Origin of the sequence: Paludibacter jiangxiensis (genome assembly GCF_001618385.1) — a bacterium.
Classification (GTDB): Bacteria; Bacteroidota; Bacteroidia; order Bacteroidales; family Paludibacteraceae; genus Microbacter; species Microbacter jiangxiensis.
In genome coordinates this window covers 741,448-759,515 of sequence record NZ_BDCR01000003.1, presented here as the reverse complement: position 1 = coordinate 759,515, position 18,068 = coordinate 741,448, and the positions used below count along the sequence as shown (strand labels likewise).

General features: G+C 41.2%; 17 protein-coding genes, 1 tRNA gene and 1 pseudogene. 12 read left to right on the top strand and 7 right to left on the bottom strand.

Annotated elements, in window-relative coordinates:
• The first annotated feature begins 41 nt into the window (after positions 1-41).
• Both PJIAN_RS09675 and PJIAN_RS09670 read left to right on the top strand, forming a co-directional pair.
• On the top strand, positions 42-1,073 hold the full coding sequence (locus PJIAN_RS09675) for a sensor histidine kinase (RefSeq protein ID WP_068704449.1): 1,032 nt from the start codon (positions 42-44) through the stop codon (positions 1,071-1,073).
• The gene (locus PJIAN_RS09670) at positions 1,070-1,774 is read left to right on the top strand and encodes a LytR/AlgR family response regulator transcription factor (RefSeq protein ID WP_068704447.1); all 705 of its coding nucleotides are present in this window, start codon (positions 1,070-1,072) and stop codon (positions 1,772-1,774) included. Before PJIAN_RS09675 ends, PJIAN_RS09670 begins: the two co-directional genes overlap by 4 nt.
• On the opposite strand, the gene PJIAN_RS09665 is transcribed toward PJIAN_RS09670, so the two are convergent.
• The 3 genes from PJIAN_RS09665 to PJIAN_RS09655 all read right to left on the bottom strand — a co-directional run bounded on the left by PJIAN_RS09665 (position 1,754) and on the right by PJIAN_RS09655 (position 5,979).
• Positions 1,754-2,296 carry an RNA methyltransferase gene (locus tag PJIAN_RS09665; protein WP_068704445.1) on the bottom strand — a complete coding sequence of 181 codons (543 nt, stop codon included), beginning with the start codon at positions 2,294-2,296 and terminating at the stop codon, positions 1,754-1,756. The two genes, PJIAN_RS09670 and PJIAN_RS09665, sit on opposite strands and share 21 nt — an antisense overlap.
• Before the next feature lie 110 nt (positions 2,297-2,406).
• The gene (metG, locus tag PJIAN_RS09660; protein ID WP_068704443.1) at positions 2,407-4,545 is read right to left on the bottom strand and encodes a methionine--tRNA ligase; all 2,139 of its coding nucleotides are present in this window, start codon (positions 4,543-4,545) and stop codon (positions 2,407-2,409) included.
• 228 nt (positions 4,546-4,773) lie between these two features.
• Entirely contained in the window at positions 4,774-5,979 is a 1,206-nt protein-coding gene (locus tag PJIAN_RS09655; RefSeq protein ID WP_068704440.1) for a C1 family peptidase, read from the bottom strand.
• Between the two features lie 418 nt (positions 5,980-6,397).
• Here PJIAN_RS09655 and mce point away from each other — a divergent pair, with 418 nt between their 5' ends.
• The 5 genes and pseudogenes from mce to PJIAN_RS09630 all read left to right on the top strand — a co-directional run bounded on the left by mce (position 6,398) and on the right by PJIAN_RS09630 (position 9,942).
• Entirely contained in the window at positions 6,398-6,811 is a 414-nt protein-coding gene (mce, locus tag PJIAN_RS09650; RefSeq protein ID WP_068704438.1) for a methylmalonyl-CoA epimerase, read from the top strand.
• Between the two features lie 123 nt (positions 6,812-6,934).
• The gene (locus PJIAN_RS09645; RefSeq protein WP_068704436.1) at positions 6,935-8,497 is read left to right on the top strand and encodes an acyl-CoA carboxylase subunit beta; all 1,563 of its coding nucleotides are present in this window, start codon (positions 6,935-6,937) and stop codon (positions 8,495-8,497) included.
• A 53-nt stretch (positions 8,498-8,550) separates the two neighbouring features.
• Positions 8,551-8,706: pseudogene (locus PJIAN_RS09640) on the top strand (lamin tail domain-containing protein); the annotation flags it as partial.
• 25 nt (positions 8,707-8,731) lie between these two features.
• Positions 8,732-9,151, top strand: a complete 420-nt coding sequence (locus PJIAN_RS09635; protein WP_068704432.1) for a biotin/lipoyl-containing protein — start codon at positions 8,732-8,734, stop codon at positions 9,149-9,151.
• A 116-nt stretch (positions 9,152-9,267) separates the two neighbouring features.
• The gene (locus tag PJIAN_RS09630) at positions 9,268-9,942 is read left to right on the top strand and encodes a phosphatase PAP2 family protein (protein WP_084252358.1); all 675 of its coding nucleotides are present in this window, start codon (positions 9,268-9,270) and stop codon (positions 9,940-9,942) included.
• 79 nt (positions 9,943-10,021) lie between these two features.
• Here the strand turns inward: PJIAN_RS09630 and tig are convergent, their stop codons facing one another.
• From tig to PJIAN_RS09610, 4 genes are all read right to left on the bottom strand, one after another.
• Complete coding sequence (gene tig / locus PJIAN_RS09625; RefSeq protein WP_068704428.1) at positions 10,022-11,365, bottom strand: trigger factor; 1,344 nt, start codon at positions 11,363-11,365, stop codon at positions 10,022-10,024.
• 59 nt (positions 11,366-11,424) lie between these two features.
• Entirely contained in the window at positions 11,425-12,429 is a 1,005-nt protein-coding gene (locus PJIAN_RS09620; protein ID WP_068704426.1) for a beta-ketoacyl-ACP synthase III, read from the bottom strand.
• A 91-nt stretch (positions 12,430-12,520) separates the two neighbouring features.
• Complete coding sequence (gene rpmF, locus PJIAN_RS09615; RefSeq protein WP_068704424.1) at positions 12,521-12,706, bottom strand: 50S ribosomal protein L32; 186 nt, start codon at positions 12,704-12,706, stop codon at positions 12,521-12,523.
• Between the two features lie 11 nt (positions 12,707-12,717).
• Positions 12,718-13,287 (bottom strand): YceD family protein, encoded by a 570-nt coding sequence (locus PJIAN_RS09610; protein ID WP_068704422.1) that lies wholly within the window; start codon positions 13,285-13,287, stop codon positions 12,718-12,720.
• Between the two features lie 531 nt (positions 13,288-13,818).
• Between PJIAN_RS09610 and PJIAN_RS09605 the strand changes: the two genes are divergently transcribed.
• The 5 genes from PJIAN_RS09605 (at position 13,819) to PJIAN_RS09585 (ending at position 18,023) form a co-directional block, all read left to right on the top strand.
• Positions 13,819-16,155: a TonB-dependent receptor gene (locus PJIAN_RS09605; protein ID WP_084252357.1), complete on the top strand. Its 2,337-nt coding sequence runs from the start codon at positions 13,819-13,821 to the stop codon at positions 16,153-16,155.
• A 163-nt stretch (positions 16,156-16,318) separates the two neighbouring features.
• The gene (gene rpsU / locus PJIAN_RS09600) at positions 16,319-16,510 is read left to right on the top strand and encodes a 30S ribosomal protein S21 (RefSeq protein ID WP_068704419.1); all 192 of its coding nucleotides are present in this window, start codon (positions 16,319-16,321) and stop codon (positions 16,508-16,510) included.
• 55 nt (positions 16,511-16,565) lie between these two features.
• The gene (locus PJIAN_RS09595; protein ID WP_068704418.1) at positions 16,566-17,456 is read left to right on the top strand and encodes a tyrosine-type recombinase/integrase; all 891 of its coding nucleotides are present in this window, start codon (positions 16,566-16,568) and stop codon (positions 17,454-17,456) included.
• A gap of 2 nt (positions 17,457-17,458) precedes the next feature.
• Positions 17,459-17,764, top strand: a complete 306-nt coding sequence (hpf, locus tag PJIAN_RS09590; protein ID WP_068704417.1) for a ribosome hibernation-promoting factor, HPF/YfiA family — start codon at positions 17,459-17,461, stop codon at positions 17,762-17,764.
• Between the two features lie 185 nt (positions 17,765-17,949).
• Positions 17,950-18,023, top strand: a tRNA-Thr gene (locus PJIAN_RS09585).
• Positions 18,024-18,068 lie beyond the last annotated feature (45 nt).

Here is an 18,068-nt window from a genome sequence, read left to right as displayed (position 1 = left end):
TGCGTAAGTTTGCTTCTCACAATAGATAGTAATCCAATTGTATGGGCAAATTGCTTCCTAAAGGCCAAAACCGATTTTTTTATACCCATTCTATGATCGAAGTGATGACGGTTGCCGCAGTTTTATACGGACTGGCGCTGATCTCTTCGTTTTCGTTACACGTTCAGAAATTATTGGTATTGGTGGCTGTGAATGTGATGCTTTTGTATTTGAGTTATTCTTTTATTGCTCAGTTATTTGTTGATAGGAAAAATCGGGTAACCCCAATTGTGTGGCTGGTTGTTGCCGTAATAGTAACAGTAGGCTTGCGGGTTGCCGGAAATCAGGTTGTGATGAGCCGGTTCGGAGCTTCGCCGATGTACCTTATGTCAGAGCCGTTGCGTGCTGCGTTGATGCTGCTGGGTGAGACTTTGCTTGGTGTCTTTGCTATTCTATTACGCATAGGGGTCAACAGTATTCGCAACAGGTATCGTCTGGAGGAGCTGGAGAAATTACAACTGACTACCGAACTGCAATTTCTGAAAGCGCAGATGAGCCCCCATTTTCTGTTCAATTCCATCAACAATATTTATTCGCTGGTGTTGCTCAAATCCGATAATGCACCGGAAGCGTTGATGAAACTCTCTGATTTGTTGCGTTATTCGCTGTATGAGTGTCATGATAAAGTGGCTGTCAGTCAGGAGATAGATGCCATCAAATCGTATATCGAATTGTTCCGGCTGAAATTTGAAGAACCGGTTCCGATCGAGATGGATTTTGAGGAGTTGCCGGTTAAATACAAAATTGAGCCGTTGTTGTTTATCCCTTTGTTGGAGAATGCCTTGAAGTATTCCGGTATCGGCGTAAATTCCGGTGCGTTTGTACAGCTCCGTTTGGTTATGGAGAATGATATGCTGGTGTTTAGCGTGAAAAATAGTATTGGTGACATAGATAAAAATCAGTCAGCCAGTGGTATAGGTCTGGAAAATATACGAAAACGGTTAGCGAATATTTATGACCGGGCGGATTATGAATTTGATACCCGGCACGAGGAGACTTCGTTTTTTGTAACATTAAAAATACGAATGCGATGAAACTCTCCTGTGTCATAGTGGATGATGAATATCTGGCCATTAAAGTGTTGGAGGATTATGTGTCGCGTACCGATGAACTGACTTTGGCGGCATCATTCAAGAATCCGGAAGAGGCGCTTGCCTATTTGCAAGGCAATCCGGTCGATTTGTTATTGCTGGATATTCAAATGCCGCGTTTAGACGGTTTTGCTCTGTTAGCCCGTCTGGAGTCTCCGCCATTGGTTATTTTCACGACGGCCCGTCATGATTATGCGTTGAAGGCTTTTGATCTGAATGTGCTGGACTATTTGGCTAAGCCTATCTCTTTTTTGCGGTTTCAGCAGGCGGTAAGCAAGGCTGTTGAGATGTTGAATTACCGGAATTTGGCAGAGAAAGAACAGCGTGAGGAAGATCAGTTTCTGACGATTAATGCAGACTATAGCTCATATAAAATACCGTACATGGCAATACTTTATATCGAAGGTTTCGGGGAGTATGTCAAAATATTTACGGAGAAAAAGAGTTACATCACGCTCGCTTCGTTGAAATCGATGGAAGAGACGCTGCCGGACATCGATTTTTGTCGGGTGCACAAGAGTTATATTGTCAACGTCAAAGAGATTGCATCATTCAATCACCAAAAAATAAACCTCTTTGACGGTAAAGAAATTGCCGTGGGAAGAAGCTTTCGCAAGGCGTTTTTAGCGAGAATTAAGGGGTGATAAACCTCTAAAAAACTCCCAAATCACAATACCTGCCGTGACAGAGACGTTGAGCGAATGTTTGGTGCCGTATTGTGGCAGTTCGATGCAGCCGTCGCTGGCATTGACCACCTCCTGCTGTACTCCTTTCACTTCGTGGCCGAGAATTACGGCGTATTTACCATTCGGGTCTAATTGCAGATCGGTGAGCATGGTGCTCCCCTGAGCTTGTTCGATGGAGAAAACGGTGTAGCCTTCGGCTTTCAGTTGCGCTACGGCATCGAGTGTCTGCTCGAAGTATTTCCAGTCGACAGAAAACTCGGCTCCGAGTGCCGACTTGTGTATTTCGGCATGGGGTGGGGTGGAGGTGATGCCGCAAAGGTAAACGGCTTCCACCAAATAAGCATCCGAGGTACGGAACACCGACCCGACGTTGTGCAGGCTGCGCACGTTGTCGAGCACTACCACCAACGGTAGTTTGTCAGCCTGCTTGAACTCATCGGTCGAGAGGCGGTTTAGTTCGTCTATTTTGAGTTTACGCATATAATTTGGGTGAACACAAATGACGCAATCCCGAAAAAAACGGGAACGCAAATTACCACAAATAGATAGATGATATTTGCGATAATTTGCGTGATTTGCGTTCTGTAATTTTATTTTACTTCAACACCGTTGGTTACAGTCATTCTCGGTTGGATCAACACCAGTTTGCCATCAGCATCTTCGGCGGAGAGGATCATTCCTTCGCTCATGATACCGCGCAACTTGCGGGGTTCGAAGTTGGCTATAAAGCAAACCTGCGTACCGATCAGCTCTTCGGGGTTAGGATAATATTTGGCAATACCCGAGAGAATGGTGCGTTCTTCCAAGCCGTCGGCAATGCGGAACTGCAGCAGTTTGTCGGCCTTGGGCACTTTCTGGCAATCGAGCACGGTACCCACGCGGATATCCATCTTCATAAAATCTTCGAAAGCTACATTCTCTTTCACCGGGTTGGCTTTGTATGCAGCTGCTTCGTTGGCTTTCTTCGTGTCGAGCAATTTTTGTACCTGAGCTTCTATGACGCTGTCTTCAATTTTTTCAAACAACAATTCAGGAATTCCAATCGAGTCTCCAACATGAAGAATGGTTTTGTTATAATCTAATTGCTTTTCGTCTTCAACGATATTTCTAGACCAAGTAATATTTGAACTTTCAAAATCTTTATTTATGCCAAATGTATACCATTTTCCTTTAGTTTCAATATTTAAAATATTTGATAGTTTCTTTGCGGTGAAAGGAAGAAATGGCTCTACAACAATTGCTAGAATTGCGCAAATCTCTAAACAAATGTTTATATCGGTAGCGACTTGTTCTGGGTCATGAGGGTATATTTTCCATGGAGCCTGATTTTGTAGATATTTGTTACCTACTCTTGCGATATCCATAACGCAACGCAACGCATCTCTAAACCTATACTCAGAAAGAAATTTTTCTAATTCATATTTGGACGCATATACTTCGTACATCGTGTCTTTGTGATATGAAGAAAACCTGTTGCGATCAGGTACTTTGCCGTCAAAATATTTATGGGTCAACACCAGCGCGCGGTTTACGAAATTGCCGAAAATGGCCACCAGTTCGTTGTTGTTGCGCGCCTGAAAATCTTTCCAGGTAAAGTCGTTGTCTTTGGTTTCGGGGGCATTGGCGGTGAGCACGTAGCGCAGCACATCCTGTTTGCCGGAAAAATCCTGCAGGTACTCGTGCAACCAAACGGCCCAGTTGCGGGAAGTTGATATTTTGTCGCCTTCGAGATTCAAAAATTCGTTGGACGGAACGTTTTCTGGCAAAATATAGCTGCCGTCGGCTTTCAGCATCGATGGGAAGACGATGCAGTGGAAAACGATATTGTCTTTGCCGATAAAATGAACCAGTTTGGTTTCGGGGTCTTTCCACCATTTCTCCCAGTTGCCATATTTCTTCGGTTCTTTTTCGCACATCTCGATGGTGTTGGAGATGTAGCCGATGGGAGCGTCGAACCAAACGTAGAGCACCTTTCCTTCGGCACCTTCCACCGGCACGGGAACGCCCCAGTCGAGGTCGCGACTCACGGCGCGGGGTTGCAAGCCCATATCCAACCACGACTTGCACTGTCCGTAGACATTGGTTTTCCACTCCTTGTGGTTTTCGAGAATCCACTCGCGCAACCACGGTTCGTGCTTGTCGAGGGGCAGGTACCAGTGACGGGTCTCTTTCAATACCGGAGCACTTCCGCTGATGGCCGATTTGGGTTCAATCAGGTCGAGCGGACTGAGCGACGTACCGCATGCTTCGCACTGGTCCCCGTAGGCACGTTCGTTGCCGCAATGGGGGCATTTACCGGTAATGTAACGGTCGGCCAGAAACTGTTTGGCTTCCTCGTCATAGTATTGCTCCGATGTTTTTTCGATAAATTCTCCCTTGTCGTACAGAATGCGGAAAAAGTCGGAAGCGGTTTTATGGTGAATTTTAGAGGAGGTACGAGAATAGACATCGAAGGTGATACCGAACTCCTTAAACGAATCTTTAATAATGGTGTGGTAACGATCCACCACCTGTTGCGGAGTGATGCCCTCGTTGCGCGCCTTGATGGTGATGGGCACCCCGTGTTCGTCCGAACCGCCGATCATGACTACCTCTTCGCCCTTGAGCCGCATATAACGTGCGTAAATATCGGCTGGTACATAAACTCCGGCTAAGTGGCCGATGTGGACGGGTCCGTTTGCATAGGGCAACGCGGTGGTAATCAATGTTCTTTTGAAGTTCTTAGACATATCTCTTTGTTTAATCGTGTAATCGTTTCATTGTGTAATCGCAGAAACTCTGCTGACTATACAATTTTGGACTGCAAAGATACAAAATCTATGAGATAGTTTTTATTGCCTCAGAGATCATTTATCCTCATTTGGAGTGGCATTAGAATTCAATTCATGGACAAGAGAAACAAAACACGGGATAACCTTGCGATCATCCCGTGTCTGTTTCAAGAAAGCTTAGAATTCTTATTTTAAGCCGAGTTTTTTACGAATGTCCTTTGGAATCGCATCTTTATGAACAGCGAGGTCAATTGTTTTGTATTTTACAAAAGCTTCTGAAATATACCAGATACCTTTGTATTTGTTTTCAGTGCCCCATGAGTTTTTAACCATGTAGAATTTGTTGCCTTTCTGGTCTTTTGCGATACCGAAAATCTGCATTCCGTGGTCGTCTGTAGTTTCGTAATTGTCAAAGCCTTTCTGGCGTAAATCCTGTGTAATTTCTTTTTCCTTCACCGGTCCGGTTACTTTATACAGCATATCTTCTTTTTCTTTCGTGCTCAACCCGATCCATTTGGCTTCGTCTGTTCCCGCAGGAGCTTTGTTTGGATCCACATCAGGAATAACGCCGATGCCCTGACGGGTAAACCCTTTTTCGCTTACGTCAGCACCCCAAGCTACGGTGTAACCGTTGTTGAGGGCATTGTCAATAATCGCCATCATTTCGTCCATAGGTACGTTGTACGACTCTTCCCAGCGCCAGTTGTCTTCAATTTCAACGGCAAATTTGGTATAAAACGGATGATGAGTGAAAGAGGTTATTGAAATGTAATCGTCTGAATTTAAACCTAAAGATGCAGCAAACGATTTCGGGGTATATTTCTTACCGTTGTAGGTGAACTCTTCAGGTATTGTGCCCAGATATGCATTGAGAATTCCCTTGAAGCCGTCAAACCATGCGGTAGATAAATGTTGTTTGTTCGGATTCTTGATAATTGCATCCACGTATGCGGAGGTAACGGCATCCAGTTCACCGTGACGGTGTTTTTCTTCTCCGTAATTTAGTCCGCGCATTACGGTGTCGGGTACAATTCCGTATTCTTTTATAGCGTCTATTACATCAGCAAATGAACCACCGGCAGCAAAGTTGATTTTACCATGCATGCGTACATACTTTTGCGCTTTTTCCTGATAATTGTGGTGCACAATGAACATTTCCGACAGGTCATATTCAGGTTTTCCCATTCGCAGCAATTCCGATTCGAGGAACCCGATTCCGGAAAAGCTCCAGCAGGTACCCGAGCTGGCCTGATTCTTTACGGAAGTAATTTTGTTGGCTTTAACAGTGGTAAAAACAAAACCAACGCTGTCTTTTTTTTCTTTGGCTGCTTCCTGGGCAAAAGCAAAAGTACACCCGAGGCAAAGAGCCATGAGTAGAGTCATCTTCTTCATTTCAGTCTCAATTATTTAAATTAAAGTGATATTCTAAATCGCTTCGTCTGTTTTAGATCAACGATGCAGGAATTATTCGGCTGGAATGCAAAGTTAGGCAAACTTTTCATTCATCCAATAAATAGAGGGTTTTGGTGTGAATCTGGTCGCTGTAAAGTCGTTTAAGGCTACAAGTTTAATAAATACAAAGTTTAATGTTAGCAGTTTGTGTGGTAAATCATTTAATTGTAATGGTTTTGAAATGAGTTTGTTAGTCAAAGAAAAAATATGTTTGGAAATTTTGTAAAATTTAGCACTCGGACAAGAAAAAACCGACCGAGTTTTTAGGCGGTGTATAATTATTCCAGTAACTTTGCACGTCGAAAAATTAAATAAAGAAATTTTTCTATAAATCAAATCAAACTTAACTATATCAATTATGCAACCTTCACACATTGAACACATTGGGATTGCCGTTAAGAGCCTCGATGCTGTTATTCCTTACTACGAAAAAATGTTAGGCACCAAATGCTATTCTATCGAAGAAGTTCCTGAACAGAAAGTTAGAACTGCTTTCTTCAAAATTGGCCAAACAAAAATCGAATTGCTCGAATCAACAGATCCTGAAGGCCCTATCGGTAAATATATCGAAAAAAGAGGTGAAGGCGTTCAACACATTGCATTTGCTGTTGAAGGTTTGCAGGATCAACTCAATACATTGGCTGAAGAAGGTATCCAGCTGATCGACAAGCAACCACGTAAGGGTGCTGAAGGTCTTAATATCGCATTCCTTCACCCGAAATCTACTTTCGGTGTATTGACAGAACTTTGCGAAGATCCTAACAAAAAATAAATATAAACAGGAAACCTCTCCCCGGCCCTCTCCCAAGGAGAGGGAGCGAATCGGGCTTAACGATCGGTTTACTGGTTTTCTCCGATGGGGTAGGAGAGGTCTTTAATCTTAATATTATTAATTATGAGCAATCAACTCACTAAAGTGCAAGAACTTATTGACTTGCGCGCACAAGCTCGTCTTGGCGGAGGTCAAAAACGTATTGATTCGCAACACAAAAAGGGAAAATACACAGCTCGCGAACGTATCGACATGCTGTTGGATAAAGGTAGTTTCGAAGAATTCGATATGTTTGTAAAACACCGTTGTACCAACTTCGGTATTGATAAAGAAACTTACCTCGGCGACGGTGTGGTAACCGGTTCAGGTACCATCAACGGTCGTTTGGTTTATGTTTTTGCTCAGGATTTCACCGTATTCGGTGGTTCTTTGTCTGAAACTCTCGCGTTAAAGATCTGTAAAGTAATGGATCATGCCATGAAAATGGGAGCCCCTTGTATCGGTATCAATGATTCAGGAGGTGCTCGTATTCAGGAAGGTATCAATGCTTTGGCAGGTTACGCTGAAATTTTCCAACGTAACATTCTTGCTTCGGGCGTTATTCCTCAGATTTCTGCCATCTTCGGTCCTTGCGCCGGTGGTGCTGTATATTCTCCGGCTCTTACCGACTTCAACATCATGGCTAAAGGTAGCAGCTACATGTTCCTTACCGGTCCGAAGGTGGTAAAAACCGTTACCGGTGAAGATGTAACACAAGAACAACTTGGTGGTGCAAGCGTTCACGCTTCTAAATCAGGTGTTGCTCACTTTGCCGTTGATACTGAAGAAGAAGGACTCGAACTGATCCGTCACTTGATTAGCTTCCTTCCTCAAAACAACATGGAAGAAGCTCCGGTTGTTCCATGTACCGATCCTATCGATCGTCTGGAAGATTCGTTGAACGAAATCATTCCTGACAACCCCAACAAACCTTACGATATGTACGAAGTTATCGGTGCTATCATCGATAACGGCGAATTCCTCGAAATTCACCGCGACTTCGCACGTAATATCATCGTTGGTTTTGCTCGTTTCAACGGTCAGTCTGTTGGTATCGTAGCCAACCAGCCGAAAGTATTGGCAGGTGTACTGGATAGCAACGCTTCTCGTAAAGCAGGTCGTTTCGTTCGTTTCTGCGACGCATTCAATATTCCTTTGGTTACTTTGGTTGACGTTCCGGGCTTCTTGCCGGGTACAGGTCAGGAATACGCCGGTGTAATTCTTCACGGTGCTAAATTGCTTTACGCTTATGGCGAAGCTACTGTGCCTAAAGTAACAGTTACATTGCGTAAATCGTACGGTGGTTCTCACATCGTAATGAGCTGTAAACAACTTCGTGGTGACCTTAACTACGCTTGGCCTTCTGCCGAAATCGCAGTAATGGGCGCCGACGGTGCTGTTGAAGTATTGTACAGCAAAGAAATCAAAGCTGTTGAAGATCCGGAAGCTCAAAAAGCTATTGCAGAAGAAAAGAAGAAAGAATACAACGATTTATTCTGCAATCCTTTCAATGCTGCTAAATATGGCTATATCGAGGATGTAATCGAACCGCGTAACACCCGTTTCCGTATCATCCGTGGATTGTCTCAATTGGCTACCAAGAAAGTGACTAATCCGTTGAAAAAACACGGTAATATTCCACTTTAATTTTCATTTAATACTTATTCAAAATGAAAAAGAAAGTAACAATTGACGAAGCGGTTTATGCTGCCATCGGTTTGGCATTGCACGAACTGGCTGACGAAGTACATGACGTGGAAAGCAACGTTTTGACTATCAAACACGAAACTTTCAGCTACTCGCCATGGAGCTCCAAAGCTTTTTCAATGCGCCAACCTTACAACGTAAAGAAATAGTCATCACACAGAAAAATTATTCATCATGAAAGAATATAAATATAAAATAGCTGGTAAGGACTACAAAGTTGTTATCAACAAAGTGGAAGATTTCGTTGCTGAAGTTGAAGTGAACGGCGAAACTTATCAGGTTGAAATGGAGAAAGTTGAAAAAGCTGCTCCTGTAATTGTTCGTCCTGTTGTCGCTGCCGCTGCTCCTGTTGCCAGCGCACCTAAAGCTGCTACCGGTGCTGCCGGAGCCATCAAATCTCCGCTGCCAGGTATTATCCTCGAAATCAACGTAAATGTTGGTGATGTAGTGAAAGTAGGCCAGAAAGTGGCTATGCTTGAAGCTATGAAAATGGAAAACGCCATCAATGCAGACCATGAAGGTAAGGTAGTTTCAATTAACGTCAACAAAGGTGATTCTGTTTTGGAAGGTACCGATTTGATCGTTCTTGAATAATACCGGGCTTTTGAAGACTTAAATTGAAAATGTCTTTATATAAAAGGGAGCAGAAATGCTCCCTTTTTTCTTATCTTTGTGCGAATTAATAATAATCAAATCAAAGTACTGACTTTATGTATTTACCAGAACCACTCGTGGAGTGGGATAAACATTTATTGCTATTTATTAATCAGCACAATAGTTCATGGCTTGATAGCTTCTACTGGACTCTTTCCGGTTCTCTTTTCCCAATCGTGTTTGGAGTTGTTCTTTTGTTTTTGCTTGTTAAGGACAACGGCGTGAAAACTGTTTGGTATTTGATCTTTCTGGGACTTACTATTTTGCTTGCAGATAATATTTCATCGGCGATAATCAAACCTGTAGTTGCACGTTTGCGACCTTCCCATGATCCTTCCATCATGAATCTTTTGCATATTGTACACGATTACAGAGGAGGTATGTACGGGTTCGTTTCATCTCATGCTGCCAATACTTTTGGCGTTGCGCTTTTCCTGAGTCTTTTATTGCGAAACCATTTGCTGAGCTTTTCTTTCTTTATCTGGGCTGCTTTGACATCCTATTCGCGGATGTACCTTGGAGTGCACTATCCGGTTGATATTATTGGAGGAATGGTTGTCGGGCTGCTTTCCGGAGCTTGCTGCTTTTTGTTGATGGAAATGTTAGCTCCAAAGATTTTAAAGAGTCAGAATCTTGATACACCGCCTTATCTTCCGGTCAGAGAGCGGAGTTATTTCTTAATTGTGTACGGAGTGACGTTTTTGATTATCGCAATTAAGAGTTTCTTTTAAGAGCTGGTGATAATATATAAGAAACGGGAGCTATTTGATAACAAATAACTCCCGTTTTTCTTTATTGAAGTGGGTTCAATTATGCTTTGCCAAGTTGGTTGAACTCATCCAGAGAAACCTCTTTTGTATTCAGCTTAACTGCTGATTTTACAATTTCAGTCACTTTGTTTTCCAGTACGTGTTCAAAGTATTTTTCAGCAGTGCCTTCTTTTTTCAACGATTCTTTAGCATATTCAGCCAATAAATCATCAGGGAAATTGGTGATGCCGTATTGAGCATATTGAGCTTTCAGTACTTTCTGTGCATAAGCTTCGATATCTTCCATCTCAACTTTTACTTCGTTGGCAGTTGCAATTTTGTTGCGAATCAATTGCCATTTCAAAGCATCAAGCATTTGAGAGAATTCAGCTTCAACCTGTTCGGCGGTTACCTTTTCGTTGGTAGCCAAAACCCAGCGTTTCAGGAATGCTTCAGGGAATGCAATGCCGTCAAGTTTCTTGATTAAAGCAACACGGGCATCGTCAGAGAAACGGTAGAAACTGTTTTCGTCCAGAATTTCTTTGATTTCGGCAGACACTTTGGTACGGAACTCTTCTTCCGATTTAACTGTGTCCTTGCCGTAAAGCAAATCGAACAGTTCCTGATCGAGAGCATGTTCTTCGAAACGTGAGATTTCAGTAATTGTAAATGTGAAATCACTGGTAATTTCTTTTGCTGCTTCTTTGGAAATTTTCAAAAGAGAAGCAATTTCAGCTTCACTGGTGTATGCTTTTGAAGGGTTAAATGTAACCACATCGCCTACTTTTTTGCCAATGAAAGCAGCTTGTTGAGCTTCGTCTTTAATATATGAAGGCATGATTACAGCGTTTTCAACTGTAATTGCAGTTTCGCTGTCAGATACTTCAGCAACAGTACCTTTTACCATGTCTTTTTCGGCAACTTCTTCAACCTGAACTTGTTTGCCCATACGACCCTGGTGGTTTTTAACCTGATCTTCGATCATTTTATCGTCAACCTTGATGTCGTAGTAGTCAACCTTGTCTTTTTGTGAAAGTGCAACCTCAAATTCAGGTGCTACAGCCATGTCGAAAACGAACTCAAATTCTTCCTGAGTGTCAAAATCAATTGGTTTTTGATCTGTTTCGTTAGGAAGTAATTCGCCTAAAATATTGACATTGTTTTCTTTTAAGTAATTGTTTAATGCATCGCTCATTACCTTGTTTACTTCTTCAGCAAGAATAGCTTTGCCATACATTTTTTTCAACAAACCTACAGGTACCATGCCCGGACGGAATCCTGGGATGTTGGCTTTGCGTTTGTACTCTTTCAGGGTTTTTTCCACCTTCTCGGCGTAATCAGCCTTGCTGACCTGTACGGTCACTGTTGCATTTACTGCATCAATATCATTTCTAACGATATTCATATGAAACTAATGTTGAATTATTTTTGTTGAGCGATTGAGGTGTCCCAATGGCACTCGTTTTATGATTCTTTACCGTCGTAAGCCCAGATGATATAGGCTGCGCCCCAGCAAAAGCCGGCTCCGAATGTGGCTAAAACGATTTTGTCACCTTTTTTGAGTTTAGGTTCCCATTCGTTGAGACACAATGGTAAGGTTGCAGATGTGGTGTTGCCATATTTTTCAATATTCACCATCACTTTGTCTTTATCTACACCCATGCGGTTAGCAACGGCATCGATGATTCGCAGGTTAGCCTGGTGAGGTACAACCCATGCAATATCGTCGTGACTCAGATTGTTGCGTTCCATAATTTCTACGGAAACGTCAGCCATTTTGCTAACGGCATGTTTGAAAACAACCTGGCCTTCCTGATATATGTAGTGTTCTTTGTTGTCGATAGTTTCGTGAGAAGGAGGAATTGCAGATCCTCCGGCTTTCAGGTGAAGATGAGGATAGCCGATACCATCAGAGTAAAGTTTGCTATCAATAAATCCGATTTCTTCTTCAGTCGGTTCAAGTAATACAGCACCTGCTCCGTCACCGAAAATAGGAGCTGTTGCGCGGTTGGTGTAGTCAACAAATGAAGACATTTTGTCTGCACCTACCAATATTATTTTTTTATATCTACCTGATTCAATGAGAGCAGCAGCAGTCGTGAGTCCGAAAGTGAAACTGGAACAAGCTGCATTCAGGTCAAACGTGTATGCATTTTTAATCCCTGCCAATTCGGCTGTTAATACAGCAGTGCAAGGAAACATATGGTCGGGAGTAACTGTTGCACAGATCAATGCATCAATCTCTTCCGGTTTTGTATTGGTCTTTTTCAGCAATTGTTTAACGGCTTTACCTGCCATGTATGAAGTGCCAAGTCCTTCTTCTTTAAGAATGTGACGTTCTTTAACACCTATACGGGTCATTATCCATTCATCGTTGGTGTCCATCATTTGGGACAACTCGTCGTTTGTCAGGATGTAGTCGGGAACGTAAGCTCCCATGCCGGTTATTTTTGCATGTAATTTTTTCATTTGGTTTTGGTGTTAGTTAAAAAAATTCGCCCTAAAAACAACTTGTTTTAGGGCAAATTCTTTTTTGTCTGCACAATTGACAAACGACAAATTAAACGGTTGCAAGTTTCTCAATAGCTAATTTACCGCGATAGTAACCGCAAGCGCCGCACACTGTGTGATAAATGTGCATAGCACCACAGTTTGAGCAAACTGCTAAAGTCGGAGCAACGGCTTTGTCGTGAGTACGTCTTTTTGCTGTGCGTTGTTTCGAATGTTTTCTTTTAGGATGTGCCATTTTAAAATATTTTAATCGTTATCGAATATATCTTTCAACTTGTCCCAGCGGGGATCATTGCCGCTTTCTTCGTTGTCAGTTAAATCTTCATTCTCATCTTCGAGATTTTCATCATCGTTGTCATTTATGTTGCGGGCCCGGTGATTCCGGAGCTTCGCCGACATTGCCTTATTGCACTTGCCCGGGGCATGTACATGCTTTATTGGTATCGAAAGTACAATGAACTCGTACAGGAACCATGCAATGTTTATTTCGCCTTCGTCTTCAGGAACAATTACCACTTCATCTTCATCGGAAAAATCCTTACCGAATTTTACGCAAATCTTTTCTTTGCAAGAAATCGGTTGTTCCATATCGTCGAGGCAACGGTCACAAGGTAGTATTGCAATGCCATCCAAATTGAATGTTATTTCAAATGTATTCCCTGTTTTCTTTACGTTAACGACAGCTTTTATATCGCCTTTACGGACTTCAGGACTGTCGATCTTTGCAAAATAGTCGTTATTGAGCTGGTATTCAAAGCTGTGATTACCGGCACTTAAGGACTTTAACGGAATGATATATGTATCAAATTTTCCCACTTCGGACTCGACATTAAAAACCGTGCAAAGGTACGAAAAAAAAATTGTGATGCAATCACCTCTGTTCTTTTTTTGTTTTTGCCTCTCTCTTTTAACGAATTGGGTAATTGTGAAAACTAATTTTTTGAATTTGGACTTATTGATATTGATGGTTTTATGGTCTTGTTTTTCTTGGTTTTAGTGAAATTTGAATGCTAATTGACTAAATTTTTGAGGTGTTCTATTGTTTGAATGCTGGTTTTCTAATGAATGTAAAATTAAAATAAGTTAATATTGGATTTTCGTGGTTGAAGCTTGCAAAAAGTAGCATATCTTTGCGGTGTATTAATGAAGTAGTACACCAAAACAGAAATTCTGTTTGAGAGCAAAAATAAATAGTTGAATGATTAGGGTAGAGGGTGTTTGAACGGTCCTATTATTTAGGTGGCTCTAGTCAAATCAGAAGATAATAACATCAAACGAATGTGGGCTGTTTTGTTTTATAGAGAAATGTCGGATCGCTAAAGAGTTAAATCAATTAATTTAATAGGTATGGAGAGTAAACGTTTTTTCTTATCGTTATCTGTGTTGATAACTATTTGTGTAATGTCGGTATCTGCAAAAAGTGCAGCTGATATTTCGGCAACGGTAAAGGATAGCCAAACTAGGCAGCCAATTGAGTTTGCAACCGTAGAGTTGTTATCGGCGCACGACAGTTTGCTGATAGGGTGTATCACTGATTCAAAAGGATACTTTGAAATTACCCCACCGGCAAAGACCGGCAAAATCCGAATTCGCTATCTGGGATATAAGAATCTGGAGATGGCATTTAAGGATCGTGATCTGGGAACTCTTTTGATGGAAGAGGATTCTAAGCAACTAAATGAGGTTGCGATAAAAGGCAGCGCAAGGCAAAACAAGATTGATCGTGATGTTTTTACTATTACAAAAGAATTGAAGGCGGGCACAGCTTCGTCGCAGGAACTGCTGGGTAAGCTGAACGGGGTGAATTATAACCGGTATGACAAGTCAATCAGTGTCAACGGTAGTACAAAGGTGCTGATTTTGATTGATGGTGTTGAAAAAGATCAGCAAATGGCCAAGACCCTTTCGCCCGACCGGATTGAACGGGTTGAAGTGATAAAGGATCCGGTAGGTAAATATGCAACTGACGGTTATACGGCGGTTATTAATATTGTGCTCAAGAAAGATTATTCGGGGGTTGATTTCTATGTCGGAAATACTTCCTTTTTTGATGTGGCAGGCAGTAATGGTTCGCAGTGGTTCGTTCAGGATTATGGCAATATGAATCTTACCTATACCTATAAGAAATACAATATTTATATGTCGGGATGGGGGTATGGAAATAATTTTTGTTTGCCATTCGATAATATTAAGAAGTATGGTAATATAACGACAGCTTCGGATCCGTTTGATTTTGATAACCCTAATGGGCGGATAAAAGATGCCAGTGGAAGCGCAAGCCTGGGCGGTGACTATATGCTGAGTAAAAACCAGACAATATCTGCGGAGGTAAACTGGAGCGGAGATAAGCAAAATCAATCATTTCTTAATAATCTGACCAATTCAAATAACGGTGTTTTTCTTAGTCGAAGTACGTCAGAATCTATGCAGAAAGGGCATAATAATTCGCTTACCACAACAATTACCTATAACGGAAAATTCGGAGAAAAGAGTTCGTTGACATCGGATTTGCGTTATGGATTCGGAAGTGGAGTGTCGGATAATACATACGAACAGGATAACTTTTTGTCTGCGAGCAATATTAATAAATCCAGTAACTATATTCGTTTCAATGCAGGCTACACTTATCAGTTTAATCCGTTGTTGTCCATGGAGCTTGGATATGGTCTGAAAAGCCAAAGCAATACGAATAAATTATCAGGAACCTCCTTTTCGTATGATGAACTGAAAAATCGATTTTCGATGTATGTAAGTTACCAGCCGTTAAAAAAATGGAAGATGAAAGGTGGTGGAGTTTTGGAAACCTATCATCAGAATTATTTGGGTGAGTCAAGAAATGTAAGCGCTTTTCTTCCTTATTTTAACTTGCAGTATACGGCAAGCCCCAAATTTAATGTCGTGGCAAAATACCATACATTTGCGGATTATCCGTCCATGGATCAGCTGACTCCATTTAAGACGGCATCCGACTCTTTGACATGGAATGTGGGTAATCCGGATCTGAAAACTGCTATTTACCAAAAGCTTGGACTGGAATTTCATATAATGAATTTTATTACAATTGAGCCATATTATCATTTTGATAACAGACGGATTGCGTCTTTTGTTTCCAATGTAGGAAAGTATTATTACATCAGTAATGTAAATGCTGATTTGTATCAACGTTACGGTGTACAGCTCAATTTTACACTTCCTTTAAGCAAAACAATTTTCTGGCAAAACTGGATGGATTTTTATAAAAACCATCTTGAATTTAATGGCGTGGGCACGACCGTTAGAAACTCGTTGATTAATTCGACGTTGGTTTATGTAAATCCGAAAATCGGACTTACAGCCGGAGCTGTGTTACAAAAACAGTTGTGTAAAGATGCTGCTATTCAGGGATATACGTCAAACAATAATGATTTGATAGTTTTGTTTATCAATAAATCTCTGATGAAACAAAAGCTGAACATAACGCTCATGTATATGCCTCCTGTAAAAATGGGGTTGAAATATGAACAGACCAATGTTACCGAAGCTGGAAGCTATTACCAGATGTCGCGGGCAAGCTTGAATTTGATTAAGAACCTGACCTTTGTTGAAGTGAACTATCATTTTAATGCCGGTAAAGAGGTTAAGAAAAGAGAACCTGTGCCTGATGGTGACGCTGCTAAGAAAAAGTCAGGCGGAATTGGATTGTAATCCATTGAAAACCAATTCACATGATAGGATCGTAAATGTAGAAGAACGGAATTAATCGGAATCTGAGAAAATATTCTGAGAAAATATTGCAGAATCAAAAACCTTTCTCTACCTTTGCAGCCCGAAATAATCAGAAATAATATAAACACAATTCGCTAAAACAATGATTGTAGTTCCAGTAAAAGAAGGCGAAAACATCGAAAAAGCCTTGAAGAAATTCAAAAGAAAATTCGAAAAAACAGGTGTGGTAAAAGAATTGAGAAGACGTCAGGCTTTTTCGAAACCGTCAGTTGTTCGTCGTGAAGAGCTGATCCATGCTGCCTACGTTCAACAATTACATCAGAACCAAGAATAAACCGCTTTTTTATTTGCGGTTTTAGGTTATCTTTGCATCAAATCCATTTTGTTGCATGATCGACCTATTCATAGAATACTTACGGTATGAGAAGAATTCTTCTTCTCATACCGTTTTGTCGTATCATAACGACATAAAACAATTTGCCCGGTTCTTAGATCCGGAGTCAGACAGTTTTGATCCGCAGCAGGTGACTCCTCTTTCCATTCGCGAATGGATTATTAGCTTGATGGAAACTGGCGATAGTGCCAGAACCGTCAATAGAAAACTATCCGCTCTCAAGTCGTTCTACCGCTTTCTCTCACATAAAAGTCTGTGTACGAATAACCCAACAAAAAAACTCATTTCTCCTAAAATAAAAAAGCCATTACCTTTGGTTTTTCGGGAAAATGAAGTTAATTTTGTCTCAGAAAACATCATCGAGAATGATTTTGAACATTTGAGAGATAAGTTAATTGTCGAGCTTTTTTATCAGACTGGTATCAGGCGGGCAGAGCTTATAGGCTTAAAAGATGGTGATGTTGATTTGAACAAACGTACACTCAGAGTGCTGGGGAAACGAAATAAAGAACGCATTGTTCCTTTCGGCCAATTACTGGCAGATTTGATTGCCAGATATATTAAAGAAAGAGATGCTTTTTTAGAAGAAAATATTGCGGAGCGGCTTATAGTCCTTAATAATGGAGCCGAAGTTTATCCGAAATTCATATATAATAAGGTGCGAAATGCTTTTACCGGGGTTACTCCTGTAAAAAAGAGAAGTCCTCATGTGTTAAGGCATACATTTGCAACAACCTTATTGAATAACGGGGCAGAACTGAATGCGGTGAAAGAGCTGTTGGGACATAGTAATCTGTCGGCGACAGAGATTTATACCCATACGACCTTTGATCAGTTGCATTCCATCTATCAACAAGCCCATCCAAGGGCAAAAAAAAGGAGGTAACCATGACCATTAGAATTCAAGCCATCAAATTTGAGGCTAGCCAGAAATTGGAAGAACACATTACAAAGAAAGTATCTAAGCTCGACAGGTTCTTTGACGAAATACTGAGTGCGGAAGTTATTTTGAAAGTGGTAAAGCCGGAAGCTGTTGCCAACAAGGAAGCCTTGGTGAAAATTAACATCCCTGGAAATGAAATTTTCGCATCAAAAGTATGTGATACGTTCGAAGAAGCAGTCGATACTGCAGTGGATGCGATCGAAAAACAAGTGATTCGACACAAAGAAAAAATTAAACAACCCGCAAATTAATAAACAGTACAGTTGGAAATGTAGAATAGCTCTCTGATTTTTAATTAATTGAGAGAGCTGTTTTGAAAAATAAAATTTTTTGAAAGAAAAACCAAGGAAGATTTGGTACTTCTGAAAAAAACATCTACATTTGCAAGCCGTTTTAACGAAGTAGTTAAGACGGCTTTTGATTGAAAAATCGAGACGCCTCTTTAGCTCAGTTGGCCAGAGCACGTGATTTGTAATCTCGGGGTCGTTGGTTCGAATCCGACAAGAGGCTCGAAAGGAAATTGAACAGATAATTAAAGATAACGATCTTTTACAT